Origin of the sequence: Corynebacterium nuruki S6-4, from assembly GCF_007970465.1 — a bacterium.
Taxonomy (GTDB): Bacteria; Actinomycetota; Actinomycetes; order Mycobacteriales; family Mycobacteriaceae; genus Corynebacterium; species Corynebacterium nuruki.
On sequence record NZ_CP042429.1, the window covers coordinates 1,048,627 to 1,068,180 of the forward strand.

A 19,554-nucleotide genomic window follows, 5' to 3' on the forward strand; every position below is an offset into this window, starting at 1 on the left:
ACCGTAGGAAACACCGGTTACGCCCGTATCTGCCGCAGATTACCCGGGTGTTAACCCTTGGCCGGTTCGGCCTCCGCGGCGTCCGCAGCGTCCGAGGTGTCTTCGGCGCCCTCGGCGTCCTCCGCACCGTCGGTGTGCTCGGCCGCCTGCTCCAGCGGATTGTCGTAGATGCGCTCGACGTGGTGCGGGATGTGGGTCCGCAGCGGTTTGAACCGGTCGATGACCATCACGAGGAGCAGCGAGACCACACCCCACGCCAGGAACGTCAGCAGGCACTGCCCCACGATGTCGGAGTCGAAGTACAGGATCGACCGGGCGGACTCCACCGACGCCGCCATCGGCAGCACCTGGTGGAGGTGGACGAACAACGCCGGCTCCATGTAGATCGAGATCGCCCCGCCGGACGCCGGGATGCCGAGGAACATGATCGTCCCGACGATGGGTATCACCCCCAGCAGGCCGAAGAGCCGTTCCAGGACCGCGGCGAACATCGCGACGCAGAAGATCGCGACGATGCCGGTCCCCCACATCTGCCAGAAGTGGCCCGGTCCCACACCACCGACGATCGGGCTGGCGATGAGCCAGACGATGAAGGACATGAACACGGCGTACCCGGCGACGATCGGGATCAGCCGGCGCAACGGCCGTGACTCCGGCTGGGCGTTCGACCCGACGAGGATGATCATGAACCCGGACATCATCCAGCCGATGGCGATGTACAGGCTCACCGTGCCCATGCTGTCGCGGTCGGGCAACGGGCTCATATCATCGTCGTTGACCTGCATGTGCTGCGCCTGCGCCACCTGTGTGAAGGCGCGGTCCACGGTCTGGGCGGTGCTCATGCCCGCGGCCTGGTTGGTCACGACCGTCGCGGCGGGGTTGTCCTGCGACGGCAGGATGAACGCACCGGCGACGTCCCGGTCACGGACCTGGTCGCGGGCCTGGTCCGGCGAATCCGCGACGGTGAACTTGAAGCTGCCCGGCATGGCCTCGGTCAGACCGTCGGCGGTCTGCTGCGCCTGCTCCGTGGTCGCCCCGGCCACCGCGATCGGCATGTCCCGCGGTGCGGGATTGTGCATGGCACCGAGCATCCCGACGACCATCATCAGCACCATCGCCAGCGGGAAGAACGCCAGGGAGGCGTACTGCCAGAACCGGCTCTTCGGCCGCTTCCCGCCGTGCAGGGAGGGCATGTTGATGACCATGGTCTCCGGACGCGTGCCCTTGCGCTGCTTCGACAGGTCGATGAGTGTGGTGAGCAGGATCCCCACCGCCGCACCGATGATGAGGACCCGCAGGTAGTGCCATGCGCCGGCCCCGTCGAAGTACAGCACCGAGCGCAGCGATTCGCCGATCGCCGGCGCCGGCAGGAACTGGTGGAGGAAATGGTGGAACCCGGGTGCCGACCAGATGGGGATACTCACGTTGGACGCCGGGATGCCGAGCACCATGAGCAGGAACATGCCGGCCAGGACCGACATCGGGCCGAGGATCCTGGTGAGGCACATCTGGACGCAGCCGACCGAGAAGACTCCCAGCCAGGCGATCCCCAGCACCTGCCAGGCGTCGCTGGAATCCACGACATGCAGGCAGGGCCCGGCGATGAACCAGACGATCACCGCGATCAGCGCAGACCATCCGGTGATGATCGGGATCGCCCGTCGCTTGAGCAGCAGCAGCTGCGGCGAGTTCGTCAGTGTGATCGTCAACGGCAGGAAGCCCGCCATGAGCAGGGCGGTGGTCATGAACATCGCACCGAGGCCCGCGGGATCACTGCCGGGCAGCGGGACCAGGTCCTCGTTGTCGAGCTGGATGTGCCCGGCGGCGGCGACCGCCCCGACCATCTGCTGCACGGTCGAGGCCTGCTGGGCGCCGGCCCCGCTGGCGGTGTACAGGGTCACGCCGTTGTCGCCGACGACCACGGCGCCGGAGGCGTCACGGTCGATGACCTGCTGCCGGGCCTCGTCGGCGCCGGGGACGGTCTTCACGGAGAAGGCCTCGTCGCCGACGTCGGAGAGCCCCTGGGACAGCGCTTCGGCGGTGGCCTGCGCCTGCTGCGACGTGGACTGGGTCGTCACCGTGACCGGCATGTGGTGGGGTGTCGGCGAGTGCAGCGCACCCATGTACCCCCACACCATCATGCCGACCATCAGCAGCGGCATGACGAACATCGCCACGTACCGGCCGATCTTCTCCGACTTCGCACGCTTGGCGGCTGCGGCGGCGGCATCCACCCCGGTCTTCTCACCTGCGGCGGCGGTGCCGACGTCTTCTGTCGGTTCCGGTTCATCCCGGGTGGTGGCGCTCACGTCGCCTCACTTTCTGTCGTGGAGAATGGTCTCTTCTGGACCGGACCCGACGATCCTACGCCACCTGACTTAATATGCAACGCGAGGCCGCCCCGGTACCATCACCTGCATGGAGACGAGGGGAACCGCGGGCACCCGCAGCGAACGTGCCCGCACCGCACTGCTGGACGCCGCCGAGGCACTCTTTGCCGTCCACGGCATCGACGCGGTCTCCGACCGCACCATCGCAGAACACGCCGGTACCGCCAACCATTCGGCGGTCGGCTACCACTTCGGCGGACGCGACGGTCTGCTGCACGCCCTGCTGCTGCGCGCCACCGGGGGAAAGACCGCGCAGACGGCGCAGATCTTCACCGAACTCACCGCGGACCACGACCCCGACGTGCGCGATGTGCTCACCGCCCACGTCACCCCCTGGATCCGCGACTTCGCGGCACTGCCCACCCCCACCCGGCGCGCCCGGTTCCTCACCCAGCTGCCCACGTCCCCGGCACTCGGCGATCTCGTCCGGGACGCCGGATTCGAGGCCCTCCGGCTCGGAGTCGCCCTGGACCGGACGGGCGTGGCACCGCAGGGGGTTCCGGCGGATGTCCTGGCGAACCGGGCGAGAATGCTGGACGCGATGATGCTCAACGCGTTCGCGTCCTACGAGGCCCGGCTCGAGGACGGGGCGGGGGACGAAACGGGGGACGGAACCGACGACGGGGACTGGTCCACCGTCGGCGGGTTCCTGATCGACGCCGGCGTGGGGTTGCTCAGCGCCGCTGTCACCGAACCGACCCATCTGCTGTCGACCGGCCGGTGACCGGCCCGGTAACCGGTACCGCGGCCGGTCAGGACACCGGTCGCCCGACCGCGGCGCCGATCTCACTGTCGGCGTAGTCGCTGGCGGCCTCGTTGTCGTCCGACTCCGCCCGGGCGTACGCCGCTTCGTCGTGGACGGCGACGTCGATACCGAGGTGCTCGTCCTTCGCGGTGATGCGGATCGGGTGGACCTTGTTCATCAGCCAGGCGATGACGTAGGTGGCGCAGAAACTGAAGCCGACGGTGACGATGATCGCCACCGGCTCCCGCCACAGCATGTCCCAGCCGCCGCCGAAGAAGATGCCGGCGTGCTCGGCCGGGGCGTCCGGATCCCCGAGGAAGACGACGAGCATCGCCCCGACCATGCCGGCGACGCCGTGGACGGCGAAGACGTCCGCCGAGTCGTCCACCCCGAAGCGGTGGGCGACACGGATCGCGCCGAAGGTACCGGCGGCGCCCAGCAGTCCGACGATGATGGCGACGGTCGGGTTGACGGCGTCCGCCACCGGGGTGATGGCGACCATCCCGGCGATGGCGCCGGTGCCGAGCCCCATGAGGGTGTAGGCGCCGTCGAAGATGCGCTGCATGATGATGAAGCCGAGCATGCCGCCGGCGAGGGAGAGGATCGTGGTGAGCACGACGTACTGCGCCAGGAAGTCCGCGGCACCGGCGGTACCGCCGTTGAAGCCGAGCCAGCCCATGGCGATCATGCCGACACCGATGAGCATCAGCGGCAGGTTGTGCGGCCTGTCCTTGCGTCCGGAGTTGCGGCGGCCGAGGAACACGGCGAGGGCCAGTCCGGCGGCGCCGGCGTTCATGTGGACGGCGGTACCGCCGGCGTAGTCGTGGAGTCCCAGGTCCGCGCGCATCCAGCCGTCCGGATTGAAGACCCAGTGGCCGATCGGACCGTAGACGACGATGACCCAGATCGCGGCGAAGCCCATCCAGGCGTCGAACTTCATGCGCCCGGCCGCGCCGGAGGAGACCAGGGCGACGGAGATCGCGGCGAACAGGATGTAGAAGGCGCCGGTGATGGTGGTCCCCTCCCCGTCGTCGGTGACCAGATCACTGAAGAACGGGAAGGACCCGGGACTGCCGATGATGCCCGAACCTCCGACGGAGTCCCCCATCACGAGGCCGTGGCCGACGATGACGTAGACGACAGTGGTCACCGCCAGTGAGCTCATGACCATCATCATCATGTTGATGACGCTCCGGCCGTTGAGCATTCCGCCGTAGAGCATCGCCAGTCCGGGGAACATCAACAGGACCAGGGCGGTGGCGGTCAGTATCCATGCGACGGATGCAGCATCCATGTCGCCTCCTTGGGTATCAGTGGTGGAAAGTCGTGTGCTTGACGTTCACCGTTCAACTTAAGGAGGCATGGTTTCCCGATAGTGGTTGTCGTGTTTCGTGCCAGTAAACGTTGCGGCCGCTCAGTCCCCCACGGACGGGCGCGTCACCGCCGGCCAGATCAGTTCAGTTCAGGCCGGATCAGGCCGGGTCAGGCCGGGTCGGCCGGGTCAGGCGAGCTCAGGGGCGTCCCAGAGCTTCAGCACCTGTCCGATGTTCTTCTCCTCGGCGGTGGTGAACAGGTCTGTCGCCCAGGCGACGTCCTCGACCGGCATGCCGCCCACCGAGTACAGGGTGACCGTCGACGGGTCCCAGCCCGGTGCCTTCCCCTCGGCGACGTCGGCAATGACCTCGATCTTCTCCTTCGGCAGGGCGCCCTCGCGGGCCAGGTCGTACCACCGGGTGCCCGGGATCCCGAGCAGGACGAACGCCTGGTCGCCGTACTCCTCCTCCCAGGCCTCGTAGAGACCGTAGGCGTCGACGACGAGGCGGGCGTTTCCGGCGAGGAAGTCGTCGTCGAAGCGGGCGGCGGCGGGGGCGGCGACGAGGCAGCCGGGCTTCAGCCACTCCTCCTTGAAGTAGGGGAACGCCGAGGGGCCGGCGGCGTCGGTGGTGGTGGACGCCATGACGATGTCTGCGTCCTTCACCGCCTCCTCCACCGAGTCGCAGCCTACGACGGTCACGGACGGGTACTTCTCCGCGATATCGGCGGCGAAGCCGTCGATGCCGCGCTGACTGCGCCCCTTCACCTTGATCGTGGTGATCCCGGGTCGCAGCGCCATGATCGCGTCGGTGTTGGTGCGGGCCATCACGCCCGGGCCGACGACGGCGAGGATCTTCGAGTCCGGGTTCGACAGGTACTTCACGCCGACGCCGGGGACCGCCCCGGTCCGCACCGCGGAGAGCACGTTGGCGCTCATGACGGCCTTCGGTGCGCCGGTGACCGTGTCATTGAGGACGAAGACGTGGATGGAGCGGGGCAGCCCGTCCTTCCTGTTCTCTGCGTTGGAGCCGTACCATTTCACGCCGGTGTTGTTGAACCGGCCGCCGAGGTAGGCGGGCATGGCCATGAAGCGGCGGTCCGGGCCGTCGGCGGGCATGCCCTCGAACGCGGGCTTCTCCGGGAAGGAGATCATCGCGCCGTGGGAATTGTGGTTGAGGCCGGCCATCATGTAGTCGCCCTTGTTGAGCAGGATGAGGGTCTCCTCCATGACGTCGACGCAGCGGGCGATGTCGGTGACACCGGCGGCGATCATGTCGGGTTCACTGAGGTAGCGGAAGGTGATGGCGGTGCCGTCGATGGCCATGTGCTGTGCTCCTTGGGGTTCCTTGCAGTGTCTGATGTTGAACACCAAGAAACTTACGGAGAGGCCTTTTCCGCCGGGTCACCCGACTGTTTCGCGCCGGTTAATCATTCCTTCCGGTCACGGGCGGACCGTCCTGCGGGGCCGCGACCAGGACCGCCAACGACCGGACGAGCGCCCGCAGTCCGGCGAGGACATCGGCATCGGCGGCGTCCTCCAGCGGAGAGTGCGAGATCCCGTGCGGCGAGCGGACGAACAGCATCGAGGTGGGCAGTTCCGCCGCGAGAATCCCGGAATCGTGCCCGGCCTGGGTCGGGATCTCCGGCAGCCGCTCCCCCGCCTCCGCCGCGAGTTTGCCGTGCAGGTCGCGCAGTCCCTCATCGAAGTCGACGACCGGGGCGCGGGAGATCTCCCGCACCGTCACCTCCACGCCGTGGTCACCGGCCGCATCCCGAGCCGCCCGGCCGATCCGGTCGACGAGGTCGGCGAGGACGGCGTCGGTCGCCGCCCGGGCGTCCAGCAGCGCCACGACCTTCGCGGGCACGACATTCGGCCCGCCCGGCTCGACATGGAACCGGCCGAACGTCGCCCGCGCATCCAGGTCCTGCGCCGCGCCGCGGGCCGCCAGCACCGTCGCGGCGAACGGCAGTGCCGCATCCCTGCGGTCGGCCAACCGCGCGGTACCGGCATGGTCGGCGAGGCCGGTGAAGGTGAACTCCCACCGACCGTGCGGCCAGATCGCCGTGGCCAGCCCGACCGGCGCCGCCAGCCCCACCAGCTGCTTCCCCTGCTCGATGTGGACCTCGACCTGCGCGCCGGTCTGCGCCAACGCCACCTCGTCGCGGCCGATGGCCTGCGGATCCGCCCCGGCCGCGGTCATCGCCGCGGCGAGGGTCACCCCGTCACCGTCGGTGAGAGCGCGGGCGGTCTCCGGATCCAGCGCCCCGGACATCAGTTTCGAGCCGAGACAGGCGACGCCGAACCGCGTCCCCTCCTCGTCCATGTAGTCGACGACCGCCAACGGCCGGGCACGGACGAGATTCCCCCGTGCCTCGGCGGCGGCGAGGGCGTCCACCGCCAGGAAACCGAGCAGCACCCCCAGCGGTCCGTCCCACTTCCCGCCGTCGGCGACCGAGTCAAGGTGCGACCCGGTGGCGACCGCACCGTCGGCAGGTTCGCCCCACCAGGCGCGGATATTGCCGTTGGGGTCGGTGTGCACCGTCATTCCCCGGGACGCGGCCTGGTCGGTGAACCACCGGCGCAGCGCGGCGTCCTCGTCGGTCCAGGAATAGCGGCGGGTCCCTGTCGGGTGGACGCCGATCGCGCCGAGCTGGTCCCACATGGTGCGGAACGTGGCGAGCGCGGCCGCCTCGTCGACGGCGGCGGCGGTACTGACGCCTGAGCTGAGGTCGGGGGTTGTCATGAGCCTCTTTCACGGTCTCGGTACCGGACTGCAATCTTCCGGTAACATGGTAAATGTTTCATCTCAGTTGTCAGAGATTCACAACGGGAATCGCCACCATCCTAGCCGGACACCACAGACAGGACAACAGACCATGAGCAGCAGTGACAACTACGACTGGGTCATCATCGGCGGTGGACTCGAGGGTCTCGCCATCGCCTGGGGACTGACCTCGCGCGGCGAGAAAAGCGTCCTCGTCCTCGAACGCGACCAACTGTGCGGCGGGATGACGGGGAAATCCTCCGGCGTCGTCCGGGCCCACTACGGCACCCCCTCGGTGGCGAAGATGGGCTGGAAGGGCACCCGGTTCTTCCACCGGGCCCCGGAGATCCTCGGCGACGACTGCGGCTTCCGCAACTGCGGCTACATGGTGGCCGTCGGCGAGGAGAACGTCACCAACCTCGAAGCCACCATCGCCATGCAACAGGACCTCGGCGTCGACGTCGACTACATCAGCGGCGACAAGGCCCGCGAACTGTGGCCCGGGCTCCGCGTCGACGACTTCGCGAAGATCGCCTACGAACCCCTCGCCGGCCGCGGGGACGCCCCCATGCTCGGCATGGCCTTCTCCGTCGTCGCGCGGCAACAGGGCGCGAAGATCCGCACCGGCGCCGAGGTCACCGGCTTCACCCGGGACGGGAACGGGACCGGCGACCAGGCAGCCGTCACCGGGGTCACCCTCGCCGACGGCAGCAGCATCGGCGCCGGCCACGTCATCCTCGCCACCGGCGCCTGGGCCGCACAGCTCGGCGCCACCGTCGACCTCGACATTCCGGTCCGCGCCCAGCGCGCCCAGCTCATGCTCGTCAACCCCGGTGAACCGATGCCGCACGTCCCCGTGCTCTCCGACCTCGTCAGCCTGCAGTACCTGTGCGGCGAACCCAACGGCGACATCCTCTGCGGCAACTCCGACCATGCCGAACCCCACTGGGCCGACCCGGACTCCTACCCCAACAAAGCCGACGACGACTTCATCGAATGGACCATCGGCAAGCTCATGCAGCGCCTGCCCGACATGCCGAACCCGGCACTGACCAGCACCTACGCGGGCTGCTACGACACGACGCCCGACTACAACCCGATCATGGGACCCTCCGGCATCGACGGTCTGTTCCTCGCCGTCGGATTCTCCGGACACGGGTTCAAGATCGCCCCGGCCGTCGCCGAGTTCGTCGCCGACCTGCTGCTCGACGGCGATTCCTCCGACCCCGACATCCCGGCCGCCGACTTCCGGTTCTCCCGGTTCGCCGACGGCGATCTCACCCGCAGCCTGCACCCGTACATCGGTGCCGGTGAGATGCGGTGACCCGGTCGGCGGTCCGGCCGCTGTACCGGGTATGTCCCGGCCGCTGTACCGGCTCTGTTCCGGCCGCTGATCCCACGCAGCAGACCCGCAGCGGCTACGATCATGGCCCATGACAGACAGGCAGCCCACAGGAAACGACGTCAACCCCGCTGACACAGTGCCGGACCACGAGATCCCCGACGGGACCCACGGCCACGACGACCGGTCCATCGAGGCCGGTCTCGGCGCCCGCGTCCGTGCGCTCCGCACCGGGCGCGGCATGTCCGTCGCCGCCCTCGCCGAACGGGCGGGGCTGTCCAAGGCCATGCTGTCGAAGATCGAGAACGCGCAGACCTCCTGTTCACTGACCTCTGTCGCCCGGCTCGCCGAAGCGCTCGACGTCGCCGTCCCCACCCTGTTCCAGGACGCCCAGACCTCCCGGCCGGTCGCCTACACCCCGGCCGGGAAGGGCGCACTGATCAACGGCCGCGGGACCCGCCACAACCACATCTACGAACTGCTCGGCTCCTTCCGCGGGCACGGCGCCACGACCGGTCCGCACCTCGAACCGGTCCTGGTCACCCTCAACGACCGCTCGGAGACCTACCCCCGGTTCCAGCACCCCGGTACCGAACTGCTCTACATGCTCGAAGGCGACATGACCTACCGGTACCAGGACGAGGACTACCGGATGCGTCCCGGGGACGCACTGCTCCTCGACGGCGAGGGCGTCCACGGCCCGGTCGAGCTCGCCGAACTGCCCATCCGTTTCCTCGCCGTCACCGCCTACCCCACCGAAACCATCCCCGATTCCCTGCACGACTCGCCACACGACCAGGAGTAACCCCATGGAGCGCACCCCCGCCGGGCTCGCCGGCAGGACAGTCGTCGTCCTCGACCCGCTGAGCAGGCGCCCCGACCGCCCGGAATTCGACCGGCTGCTCACCGTCCTCACCGGGTCCGTGCGCAGAACCGTGAACGAACTCGGCGGCACCGCCGTCGTTCTGGCGGCGGACCGGGTGGACACCGACGAGGTCCGCGCCCGGTGCCGCGCCGCCGACCTCATCGTCATCGCCGGTGGGGAGGACGTCAGCCCCGGACTCTACGGCGGCACCACCGGCTACCCGGACGCCGGAGTGCACGCCCCCGCGTCCGACATCCAGCACATCCAGGTCATCCGGGACGCCGTCGCCGCGCGGACGCCGCTGCTGGGCATCTGCCGTGGCCTCCAGCTGATCAATGTCGCCTGCGGCGGAACGCTCATCCAGCACCTCCCCGGCCACACCTGCGCCTCCGGTGACGACGCCCCGTTCACCCGCACGTGGCTGCGTCCCGTCCACGGTGCACCCCCACCACCCGGTGCCGACCTGCATGCCCCCGTGCGCTGCACCCACCACCAGGCCGTCGGTGAGCTGGGCAGCGGTCTCGAGGTCACCGTCCGCGCCCGCGACGGTGTGGTCGAGGCGGTCCGGCACACCTCGGCGCCGGTCATCGGGGTGCAGTGGCACCCCGAACACCCGGCGGTCGCCGCGGAGCAGCTCACCGCGCTCCTCCGCGGCACCGCAGGTCTCGCCGACGGCCGTGTGTGCGATCCGGCCGCCGGTCCGACGACGCGCCGTGCCACCGTCGGCGCCACCGTCTCTCTACCGGCCGCACCTCGCCCGTGCGCGGAGCCGTCCATGCCACCACTAGGATGAATGCCGTGATCACGGCCGACCCCACCGGTTCCGGCCGTCTGACGCGATGACCCGACCGGCCAGTTCCGCAGAAAGGCACTGAATCAATGAGCATGACGCCCCGCACCTACACCGTCACCGTGACCAGGGCCGGCGACGACTGGCTCGCGGTCATCCCCGGACTGCCCGGTTTCTCTGAGCTCGGCTCCACGTTCGAGGAACTCGAGGATGCCGTTCGCGCCGCGCTGGCGGCCGGACTGTCCCTCTCCGCCGACGAGCAGGCGGAGCTCGACCTGGTGTGGAGTGTCGACGGGGGCATCGACGGCGGTCAGACCCCGCTCAGCCAGTCCTGACCGGTCCAGCCTTCCTGCAACCCCGTCCCGGAGGCGGTTGGCAGCAACACCCCCGCACAATGCAGTCGTCCGTGAAGTCGAGCACGGATCAGTGCGACGACACCCCCACCTAGGTTTCCTGCTCGACTTCACGCACCACACCCACCGGCACCGACCCGCACTCAGTCCCCGGGTGTACGTCGGCAGGGTGGATTCTCCCCACCGGGCCACCCCGCCGACACACACCCGGCACCGCCGGCACCGCCGGCACCGCCGGGGTCGACGGTGATTTCAACGCCCTGCCCCGCCGCGGCGCCGCGGATCGTCCGTCAAGTCGAGCACGGATCAGCGCCAGGACACCCGCACCGGGGTGTCCTGCTCGACTTGACGGACCACACACACAAAAAAAGAGAGGCCCCGCCCCCACCCCGACCGACCAGAAGTCGACCAGAGCAGGGGGCAGGACCTCCCACACATGTTTAATGCCGGCGGCGACCTACTCTCCCACACCCTCCCAGGTGCAGTACCATCGGCGCAGGTGGGCTTAGCTACCGGGTTCGGAAAGGGACCGGGCGTGACCCCACCGCCAAAACCACCGACAAATCTATCAAAGAAACAACCACACACACCAGACAACCACCCCGAACCAACAGGGGGCCACGGTGTGCTGTGCCGTTCCAGACACTGCACAATGGACGCGAAACTCTTCAACCCTGCAAAACATGCCGCACACCAACAACCACCAATATGACTGCTTAATGTGTAATGCTCGGTCAATTAGTACCGGTCACCTCCACCACTCACATGGCTTCCAGATCCGGCCTATCAACCCCGTCGTCTACAGGGAACCTCACACGAAACCTCATCTCGAAACAGGCTTCCCGCTTAGATGCTTTCAGCGGTTATCCCTCCCGTACGTAGCCAACCAGCAATGCCACGGGCGTGACAACTGGCCCACCAGAGGTACGTCCAACCCGGTCCTCTCGTACTAGGGTCAGCCTTTCTCAAGTTTCAACGCGCACGGCGGATAGAGACCGAACTGTCTCACGACGTTCTAAACCCAGCTCGCGTGCCGCTTTAATGGGCGAACAGCCCAACCCTTGGGACCAACTCCAGCCCCAGGATGCGACGAGCCGACATCGAGGTGCCAAACCATCCCGTCGATATGGACTCTTGGGGAAGATCAGCCTGTTATCCCCGGGGTACCTTTTATCCGTTGAGCGACACCGCTTCCACAAGCCGGTGCCGGATCACTAGTCCCGACTTTCGTCCCTGCTCGACCTGTCAGTCTCACAGTCAAGCTCCCTTGTGCACTTACACTCAACACCTGATTACCAACCAGGCTGAGGGAACCTTTGGGCGCCTCCGTTACACTTTGGGAGGCAACCGCCCCAGTTAAACTACCCACCAGGCACTGTCCCTGACCCGGATCACGGGCCGAGGTTCAGACATCCAATACGATCAGAGTGGTATTTCAACAACGACTCCACAACCACTGGCGTAGCCGCTTCACAGTCTCCCACCTATCCTACACAAACCGAACCGAACACCAATACCAAGCTATAGTGAAGGTCCCGGGGTCTTTTCGTCCTGCCGCGCGTAACGAGCATCTTTACTCGTACTGCAATTTCGCCGGGCCTGTGGTTGAGACAGCAGGGAAGTCGTTACGCCATTCGTGCAGGTCGGAACTTACCCGACAAGGAATTTCGCTACCTTAGGATGGTTATAGTTACCACCGCCGTTTACTGGGGCTTAAATTCTCCGCTTCGGGCCAAAGCCCTAACAGGTCCTCTTAACCTTCCAGCACCGGGCAGGCGTCAGTCCGTATACATCGACTTACCGTCTTCGCACGGACCTGTGTTTTTAGTAAACAGTCGCTTCCCTCTATTCTCTGCGACCCACACCAGCCAACAGTCCGCAAAAGACCACGACCAGCACGGGCCCCCCTTCTCCCGAAGTTACGGGGGCATTTTGCCGAATTCCTTAACCACAGTTCACCCGAACGCCTCGGTATACTCTACCAGACCACCTGTGTCGGTTTAGGGTACGGGCCGAACACGCACTCGCTAGAGGCTTTTCTCGACAGCACAGGATCACCGACATCCCCACAAAAGGGTACGCATCACGCCTCACCCATAAAGCGCCCCGGATTTACCTGGGACACGGGCCACACGCTTACACCACAATCCAATAAGTGGCTCGGCTACCTCACTGCGTCACCCCATCACTAGACTACTACGGATCAGGTCCCACGCATCCACACCACCAGCACACCAAAGATGCACCGACAGTCCTTCAGGGTGGTTAGTCTCACCGCCTCATCTTCTTTCGCACATGCTCGGGTACGGGAATATCAACCCGTTAACCATCGACTACGCCTGTCGGCCTCGCCTTAGGCCCCGACTCACCCTGGGAAGACAAACTTGACCCAGGAACCCTTAGTCATTCGGCGGATGAGTTTCTCACTCATCAATCGCTACTCATGCCTGCATTCTCACTCGCATAGCCTCCAGCACTGGGTCACCCCGCACCTTCACCGGCCACACGACGCTCCCCTACCAACCACACACCAAAGTATGCAGTTCCGCGGCTTCGGCGGTGTACTTAAGCCCCACTACATTGTCGGCGCACGGCCACTCGACCAGTGAGCTATTACGCACTCTCTCAAGGATGGCTGCTTCTAAGCCAACCTCCTGGCTGTCTTCGCGACCGCACATCCTTTTCCACTTAGCACACCCTTAGGGGCCTTAGCCGGCGATCTGGGCTGTTTCCCTCTCGACCACGAAGCTTATCCCCCGCAGTCTCACTGCCGCACTCGCACTTACCGGCATTCGGAGTTTGGCTGACGTCGCTAAGATGATAGTCCCGCTCAACCAACCAGTAGCTCTACCTCCGGCAAGAAACACACGACGCTGCACCTAAATGCATTTCGGGGAGAACCAGCTATCACGGAGTTTGATTGGCCTTTCACCCCTACCCACAACTCATCCCCTCAGTTTTCAACCTAAGTGGGTTCGCGCCTCCACGACGTCTTACCATCGCTTCACACTGGCCATGGGTAGATCACCCCGCTTCGGGTCCAGGACACGCCACTAAAACACACTCGTTAGTATTCGCTTTCGCTACGACTACCCCACACGGGTTAACCTCGCGACGTGCCGCTGACTCGCAGGCTCATTCTTCAAAAGGCACGCCATCACCCCAAAAGGCTCTGACGGATTGTAAGCACACGGTTTCAGGTACTATTTCACTCCCCTCCCGGGGTACTTTTCACCATTCCCTCACGGTACTATCCGCTATCGGTCACAATGAGTATTCAGGCTTACCGGGTGGTCCCGGCAGATTCACAGCAGATTCCACGAGCCCGCTGCTACTCGGGGACACTCACACACCCGCACACACATGCTTTCACGTACCGGACTCTCACCGTCTACGGCAGGCCATCCCAGACCACTTCCGCTAACACGCATGCGACAGGCGACCAGCTGTCAGACCAGTCCTGCAAGACCCCACAACACCGACACCGCAACCCCTGACAGGTATCACACAGCACCGGTTTAGCCATCATCCGCTGTCGTTCGCCACTACCCACGGAATCACAATTGTTTTCTTCTCCTGCGGGTACTGAGATGTTTCACTTCCCCGCGTCACTCCCACACCGACTATACATTCACCGGCAGGTGACCGCCCACAACGACGGCCGGGTTTCCCCATTCGGACACCCTCGGATCAACGCTTGGTTGACAACTCCCCGAGGCATTTCGCAGTCTCCCACGTCCTTCATCAGCTCATCATGCCAAGGCATCCACCGTGTGCCCTTCACACACAACACAAACAGACTCTCAAAAAGAGCCCGGGTGAACAACAAAAAAATTTGCAGTAATAAAGAAGATACTCGCGTCCACTATACAGTTCTCAAACAACACGAACCCCCGAGAACCGACAACCACCAACGGCCACCGGACAACCAGGAATCCCAGAATCAGGAGTAGGACACTCCAGACACCCAACAACGATGACGAACCAAACACGTCACACAACAACGCACGACGACCGGCCGACCCACATCGAACTGTGGCATCCACCCGGATTCAAAAAAGCACCCGACGTCCGTGTTGACGCGGTGCACAAAATAAAACTCCTTAGAAAGGAGGTGATCCAGCCGCACCTTCCGGTACGGCTACCTTGTTACGACTTCGTCCCAATCGCCGATCCCACCTTCGACGGCTCCCTAACGAGTTTGGGCCACCGGCTTCGGGTGTTACCAACTTTCATGACGTGACGGGCGGTGTGTACAAGGCCCGGGAACGTATTCACCGCAGCATTGCTGATCTGCGATTACTAGCGACTCCGACTTCATGGAGTCGAGTTGCAGACTCCAATCCGAACTGAGACCGGCTTTAAGAGATTAGCACCACCTCACGGTGTAGCAACCCACTGTACCGACCATTGTAGCATGTGTGAAGCCCTGGACATAAGGGGCATGATGATTTGACGTCATCCCCACCTTCCTCCGAGTTAACCCCGGCAGTCTCCCGTGAGTCCCCACCACAACGTGCTGGCAACACAGGACAAGGGTTGCGCTCGTTGCGGGACTTAACCCAACATCTCACGACACGAGCTGACGACAACCATGCACCACCTGTATACCGACCACAAGGGAAGACACATCTCTGCGCCGATCCGGTACATGTCAAGCCCAGGTAAGGTTCTTCGCGTTGCATCGAATTAATCCACATGCTCCGCCGCTTGTGCGGGCCCCCGTCAATTCCTTTGAGTTTTAGCCTTGCGGCCGTACTCCCCAGGCGGGGCGCTTAATGCGTTAGCTACGGCACAGAAGTCGTGGAAGACCCCCACACCTAGCGCCCACCGTTTACGGCATGGACTACCAGGGTATCTAATCCTGTTCGCTACCCATGCTTTCGCTCCTCAGCGTCAGTTACTGCCCAGAGACCTGCCTTCGCCATCGGTGTTCCTCCTGATATCTGCGCATTTCACCGCTACACCAGGAATTCCAGTCTCCCCTACAGCACTCAAGTTATGCCCGTATCGCCTGCACGCCCGGAGTTGAGCCCCGGAATTTCACAGACGACGCGACAAACCACCTACGAGCTCTTTACGCCCAGTAATTCCGGACAACGCTCGCACCCTACGTATTACCGCGGCTGCTGGCACGTAGTTAGCCGGTGCTTCTTCTACCACTACCGTCACAAAAGCTTCGTCATGGTTGAAAGGAGTTTACAACCCGAAGGCCGTCATCCCCCACGCGGCGTCGCTGCATCAGGCTTGCGCCCATTGTGCAATATTCCCCACTGCTGCCTCCCGTAGGAGTCTGGGCCGTGTCTCAGTCCCAATGTGGCCGTCCACCCTCTCAGGCCGGCTACCCGTCGCCGCCTTGGTAGGCCATTACCCCACCAACAAGCTGATAGGCCGCGAGCTCATCCTGCACCGAAAAACTTTCCACCACCAGTACCAACCGGTAGTCCTATCCGGTATTAGACCCAGTTTCCCAGGCTTATCCCGAAGTGCAGGGCAGATCACCCACGTGTTACTCACCCGTTCGCCACTCGAGTACCGGGTGCAAGCACCCGGCCTTTCCGTTCGACTTGCATGTGTTAAGCACGCCGCCAGCGTTCGTCCTGAGCCAGGATCAAACTCTCCATAAAAGCAAAAACCCTACAAAGAGCCCTCACTGGCAAAAAATAAAACAAAATACTGAACTGCTGACAATCAAAAGATCATCACAATCCGACCCGGTCGGGGGACCAGGGTCGGACCAATCACCACAGTGACACAGCAACAGCAACAATCAGATATCAATGATTTAACGAACCCCCGACTATTCAGGGCTCGCCGGCACCACCGACACAGACCAACCTGTTGTCATGCGCACACTGTCGTGCAACAAAAAACTTGGTTCATCACGCTATTGAGTTCTCAAACAACCTACGCACACCGACAACCACTGACCAGGATTTGATCCCCCGGCCGGTCTCGGCGACCTGCACTAATGTACACACCACGATCCGATGTCACAAACATCCTGGTCACGATGGTTTATGCCCGCCAGACCGCGGTTTCGCCCGCGGCGTCCGGCCCGCAACGTGGCACCATTGACACCATGGATCTCCCGCTCTGCCCCGGCGACCGCCTCACCGCCCGCTACGGTCGGCACCTGCCCCGGGTCCCGCAGCCGGACAGCACCGCATGGAACGCTACCGTGGACGCACTCCTGGCACACCGGTCCGTGCGGAAATGGCTCGACCGCCCCGTGGACGAGGACCAGCTGCTGACCGTCACCGCCGCCGCACAGTCCGCCCCCACCTCCTCCAACAAGCAGGTCGTGTCCGTCATCGCCGTCGAGGACGCGGATCTGCGCCGCCAGCTCGCACGGGTCGGTGGACGGATGTCCTCACACGTCGAGAACGCACCGGTTGTCCTGGTGTGGCTCATCGACTTCAGCCACGGGCGCTTCCTGGCGCAACGGGAGCAGGCCCACCCCTCCGACGTCGCCGGCGGACACGGCACCGCCGGGCGCGTCCCGACCGACCTCGGTGCGCTGGACTACATCGACGAACCGATGATGGCCGTCCTCGACATCGGCATTGCCGCACAGAACGCCGCTGTGGCCGCCGAGTCACTCGGGCTCGGGACCGTGTTCCTCGGCTCCCTGCGCAATGACATCGACGAGGTCCGTCGCATACTCGACATTCCGGAGCATGTTGTCCCCTTCGTCGGCCTCGAGCTCGGGCACCCGGACCCCACAGAGAACGCCGGCGTGAAACCGCGGCTTCCCATGGAGCTGTTCCTCCACCGCAACCGGTACAACCGCCGGGAGGACGCCGCCGGCGCCGCCGAGCGCTCCAGGCTGCTCGGAAGTTACGACGATGTGCTCGGTACCTATTACTCCCGCTACGGCTCCCATCCCCGGTGGTCGCACCAGCTGCTCAACCGGTTGACCTCCACGGCGACGGAGAAGTCCAAGCGTCGACTGCTGCGCGACGTGCTGCGCAGGGCAGGGTTCGGTCTGCGGTGAACGGCGCCCTGGTCATCGACACCGACGGGGGCGTGGACGATGTCCTCGCCTGCCTCACCGCCGAGCACAGCCACCCCCGCACACTCGTCACGACGGTGGGCGGCAATGTCTCAGCCGCCCAGGCGGCGCAGAACATCGCGCAGTTCACCGCACTCCCGGTCGCCGTCGGGGTCGATCCACCGGACCGGGTTCCGGGGTACCGGCACGGCACCGACGGCGTCAACGGCTGCTCGGACGGGGTGCGCAGGCGGGTCGACGAGGACGCGGTCGGCGTTCTGCGCGGGGCACTGCAGGATCCGCGCACCACTGTCGCGGCGCTCGGTCCACTGACCAACGTCGCCGCGGCCGCCGGAACCCTCGCCCCCGGGGATCTGCGCGCCAGGGTCCTGGCACTGGGCGGAATCATGGACTGCCCACCGGGACTGCAGGACACCAACGTCGCCGCCGATGTGACGGCCGCGCGGTTCACGGCGTCCCGCATCCCGCAGTTCACCTGGCTGGGGCTCCGGGACGCCGCGGAGCGGACCAGGACCCCGCTGACGACTGTTGCGGCGTCCGGCGCGGCGGAGCTGGCCCGCGCTGTCGCGCAGCGCACCGCGGCGGCGTGGGGCACGGTATGGGGCGGACAGGACGCCGCGTTCTACGACGTCGCCGTCGTCTGCGCCGCACTCGGCGTCACGGACGCCGCGGCGGTCCGCGGTGCCGTCTCGGCGGCACTGGACGCCGTGTCCGTCTGACCCGCAGACGCGCCGCGGTACGCGGCGGCCGGGCGGGTGTGCGGCAACAGGTCTCGACCGGTGGCCGTGAACCGGGTCGTCCCCCCGGGGTGCCGGTGTGCGTGACTGCACACCCCAACTAATGTGACACGTCAACTACTTCGGCGTAGAGTGAAACCCATGAGCAGCGACGACACCACCTGGCCGGACACCTCCGACATCACCTCCCTCACCCCCGACAACGATCCGAACCTGCCGCTGAAGAAGCTCGGCTTCCTGACCATCGGCACCTTCGATCCGGCCGACCCCGCCACCGGGATCACCGACACCCTCGACCTCATCAGCTACGGCGAGGAACTCGGTTTCGACAGCGCCTGGCTGCGCAACCGGCACATGCAGTACGGCATCACCTCCCCGATGACCGTCATCGCCGCCGCCTCCCAGCGCACCGACCGCATCAGCCTCGGCACCGCCGTCACCCCGCTCGGCCCGGAGAACCCGCTGCGCCTCGCGGAGGACATGGCCACCGTCGACATCCTCTCCGGCGGACGCCTCAACCCCGGCGTCTCCGTCGGCACCCCGATGCGCTTCGACGGCTGGAAGGACGCCCTCTACCCGGACACCGCCGAGGCCGAGGACTTCTCCAAGCGCCGGGTCGAGCGACTCGTGGAGAACCTGCGCGGCGACGAGGTCGGCCACTTCCCCGCCGTCGAGAACGCCGAGGACTTCGCCAACGTCGTCCAACCGCACGCCCCCGGCCTGGTCAACCGGCTCTGGTACGGGGCCGGGTCGCGCGGCTCCACACAGTGGACCGCGGAGCACGGCCTCAACCTGCTGACCTCCTCGGTCATCTCCGCCGAGGTCAGCGACGACTTCGACGTCAACCAGCGCTCCCAGATCGACCTGTACCGGCAGCACTGGACCGATCTCCTCGGCGGGACGCCCCGGGTCTCCCAGGGACTCGTGGTCATCCCCACCGACCACGCCACCGCCGACCAGAAGGCCCGGTACGAGGCCTATGTCGAACACCGCCGCACCGTCGGCGTGGGCCGCATCCAGTCCTTCGGACCGAAGAAGATGATCACCGCCCCCGACCTCATCGGCACCTCCGACGAGATCGCCGAACAGCTCATCGGACTCGCCGCGTTCCGGGCCGTCGAGGAGGTCGCCTTCGCGCTCCCCTTCACCTTCGAGGGGCCGGACTACCGGCAGATTCTCGCCGACATCGCCGGTGAACTCGCCCCGAAGCTCGGCTGGGCGCCGCAGGCCTGACCGCC

General features: G+C 65.5%; 12 protein-coding genes and 3 rRNA genes. 8 read left to right on the top strand and 7 right to left on the bottom strand.

All coding sequences use genetic code 11. From position 1 onward, the window contains the following. Window positions 1–50: 50 nt before the first annotated feature. A complete protein-coding gene (locus FSW06_RS04760; RefSeq protein WP_010122443.1) occupies window positions 51–2,309 on the bottom strand; it encodes an ABC transporter permease in 2,259 nt (752 codons plus the stop codon). 109 nt (window positions 2,310–2,418) lie between these two features. Between FSW06_RS04760 and FSW06_RS04765 the strand changes: the two genes are divergently transcribed. Continuing rightward, window positions 2,419–3,114 (top strand): TetR/AcrR family transcriptional regulator, encoded by a 696-nt coding sequence (locus FSW06_RS04765; protein WP_010122445.1) that lies wholly within the window; start codon window positions 2,419–2,421, stop codon window positions 3,112–3,114. 28 nt (window positions 3,115–3,142) lie between these two features. On the opposite strand, the gene FSW06_RS04770 is transcribed toward FSW06_RS04765, so the two are convergent. The 3 genes from FSW06_RS04770 to FSW06_RS04780 all read right to left on the bottom strand — a co-directional run bounded on the left by FSW06_RS04770 (window position 3,143) and on the right by FSW06_RS04780 (window position 7,193). Continuing rightward, window positions 3,143–4,429, bottom strand: a complete 1,287-nt coding sequence (locus FSW06_RS04770; RefSeq protein WP_010122447.1) for an ammonium transporter — start codon at window positions 4,427–4,429, stop codon at window positions 3,143–3,145. A 207-nt stretch (window positions 4,430–4,636) separates the two neighbouring features. After that, window positions 4,637–5,773 carry a tyramine oxidase subunit B gene (locus FSW06_RS04775; protein ID WP_010122448.1) on the bottom strand — a complete coding sequence of 379 codons (1,137 nt, stop codon included), beginning with the start codon at window positions 5,771–5,773 and terminating at the stop codon, window positions 4,637–4,639. Window positions 5,774–5,873: 100 nt separating this feature from the next. After that, window positions 5,874–7,193 carry an allantoate amidohydrolase gene (locus FSW06_RS04780; RefSeq protein ID WP_010122449.1) on the bottom strand — a complete coding sequence of 440 codons (1,320 nt, stop codon included), beginning with the start codon at window positions 7,191–7,193 and terminating at the stop codon, window positions 5,874–5,876. A gap of 133 nt (window positions 7,194–7,326) precedes the next feature. Between FSW06_RS04780 and FSW06_RS04785 the strand changes: the two genes are divergently transcribed. The 4 genes from FSW06_RS04785 to FSW06_RS04800 all read left to right on the top strand — a co-directional run bounded on the left by FSW06_RS04785 (window position 7,327) and on the right by FSW06_RS04800 (window position 10,546). After that, a complete protein-coding gene (locus tag FSW06_RS04785) occupies window positions 7,327–8,538 on the top strand; it encodes an NAD(P)/FAD-dependent oxidoreductase (protein ID WP_010122450.1) in 1,212 nt (403 codons plus the stop codon). 109 nt (window positions 8,539–8,647) lie between these two features. Further along, window positions 8,648–9,361, top strand: a complete 714-nt coding sequence (locus FSW06_RS04790) for a helix-turn-helix domain-containing protein (RefSeq protein WP_050802059.1) — start codon at window positions 8,648–8,650, stop codon at window positions 9,359–9,361. 4 nt (window positions 9,362–9,365) lie between these two features. Then, the gene (locus tag FSW06_RS04795; protein WP_010122454.1) at window positions 9,366–10,214 is read left to right on the top strand and encodes a gamma-glutamyl-gamma-aminobutyrate hydrolase family protein; all 849 of its coding nucleotides are present in this window, start codon (window positions 9,366–9,368) and stop codon (window positions 10,212–10,214) included. Between the two features lie 86 nt (window positions 10,215–10,300). Next, window positions 10,301–10,546: a hypothetical protein gene (locus FSW06_RS04800; RefSeq protein ID WP_010122455.1), complete on the top strand. Its 246-nt coding sequence runs from the start codon at window positions 10,301–10,303 to the stop codon at window positions 10,544–10,546. Window positions 10,547–11,008: 462 nt separating this feature from the next. Here the strand turns inward: FSW06_RS04800 and rrf are convergent. The 3 genes from rrf to FSW06_RS04815 form a co-directional block, all read right to left on the bottom strand. Next, a 5S ribosomal RNA gene (gene rrf, locus FSW06_RS04805) occupies window positions 11,009–11,125 on the bottom strand. Between the two features lie 158 nt (window positions 11,126–11,283). Further along, window positions 11,284–14,357: ribosomal RNA gene (locus FSW06_RS04810) — 23S ribosomal RNA — on the bottom strand. 314 nt (window positions 14,358–14,671) lie between these two features. After that, window positions 14,672–16,191, bottom strand: a 16S ribosomal RNA gene (locus FSW06_RS04815). The 16S, 23S and 5S rRNA genes sit together here, the layout of an rRNA operon. Before the next feature lie 455 nt (window positions 16,192–16,646). On the opposite strand from FSW06_RS04815, the gene FSW06_RS04820 reads away from it, so the two are divergent. The 3 genes from FSW06_RS04820 to FSW06_RS04830 all read left to right on the top strand — a co-directional run bounded on the left by FSW06_RS04820 (window position 16,647) and on the right by FSW06_RS04830 (window position 19,549). Continuing rightward, window positions 16,647–17,561, top strand: coding sequence for a nitroreductase family protein (locus FSW06_RS04820; protein WP_010121603.1), 915 nt, complete (start codon window positions 16,647–16,649; stop codon window positions 17,559–17,561). Beyond that, window positions 17,558–18,298: a nucleoside hydrolase gene (locus FSW06_RS04825; protein WP_010121604.1), complete on the top strand. Its 741-nt coding sequence runs from the start codon at window positions 17,558–17,560 to the stop codon at window positions 18,296–18,298. Before FSW06_RS04820 ends, FSW06_RS04825 begins: the two co-directional genes overlap by 4 nt. Before the next feature lie 159 nt (window positions 18,299–18,457). Then, complete coding sequence (locus FSW06_RS04830) at window positions 18,458–19,549, top strand: LLM class flavin-dependent oxidoreductase (protein WP_010121605.1); 1,092 nt, start codon at window positions 18,458–18,460, stop codon at window positions 19,547–19,549. Window positions 19,550–19,554: the final 5 nt, after the last annotated feature.

What these genes read in the sequence shown, in the direction of transcription:
- FSW06_RS04765 (WP_010122445.1), top strand. Translation starts at nt 2,419, where the DNA reads ATGGAGACGAGGGGAACCGCGGGCACCCGCAGCGAACGTGCCCGCACC.
- FSW06_RS04770 (WP_010122447.1), bottom strand. Translation starts at nt 4,429, where the DNA reads ATGGATGCTGCATCCGTCGCATGGATACTGACCGCCACCGCCCTGGTC.
- FSW06_RS04775 (WP_010122448.1), bottom strand. Translation starts at nt 5,773, where the DNA reads ATGGCCATCGACGGCACCGCCATCACCTTCCGCTACCTCAGTGAACCC.
- FSW06_RS04780 (WP_010122449.1), bottom strand. Translation starts at nt 7,193, where the DNA reads ATGACAACCCCCGACCTCAGCTCAGGCGTCAGTACCGCCGCCGCCGTC.
- FSW06_RS04785 (WP_010122450.1), top strand. Translation starts at nt 7,327, where the DNA reads ATGAGCAGCAGTGACAACTACGACTGGGTCATCATCGGCGGTGGACTC.
- FSW06_RS04790 (WP_050802059.1), top strand. Translation starts at nt 8,648, where the DNA reads ATGACAGACAGGCAGCCCACAGGAAACGACGTCAACCCCGCTGACACA.
- FSW06_RS04795 (WP_010122454.1), top strand. Translation starts at nt 9,366, where the DNA reads ATGGAGCGCACCCCCGCCGGGCTCGCCGGCAGGACAGTCGTCGTCCTC.
- FSW06_RS04800 (WP_010122455.1), top strand. Translation starts at nt 10,301, where the DNA reads ATGAGCATGACGCCCCGCACCTACACCGTCACCGTGACCAGGGCCGGC.
- FSW06_RS04820 (WP_010121603.1), top strand. Translation starts at nt 16,647, where the DNA reads ATGGATCTCCCGCTCTGCCCCGGCGACCGCCTCACCGCCCGCTACGGT.
- FSW06_RS04830 (WP_010121605.1), top strand. Translation starts at nt 18,458, where the DNA reads ATGAGCAGCGACGACACCACCTGGCCGGACACCTCCGACATCACCTCC.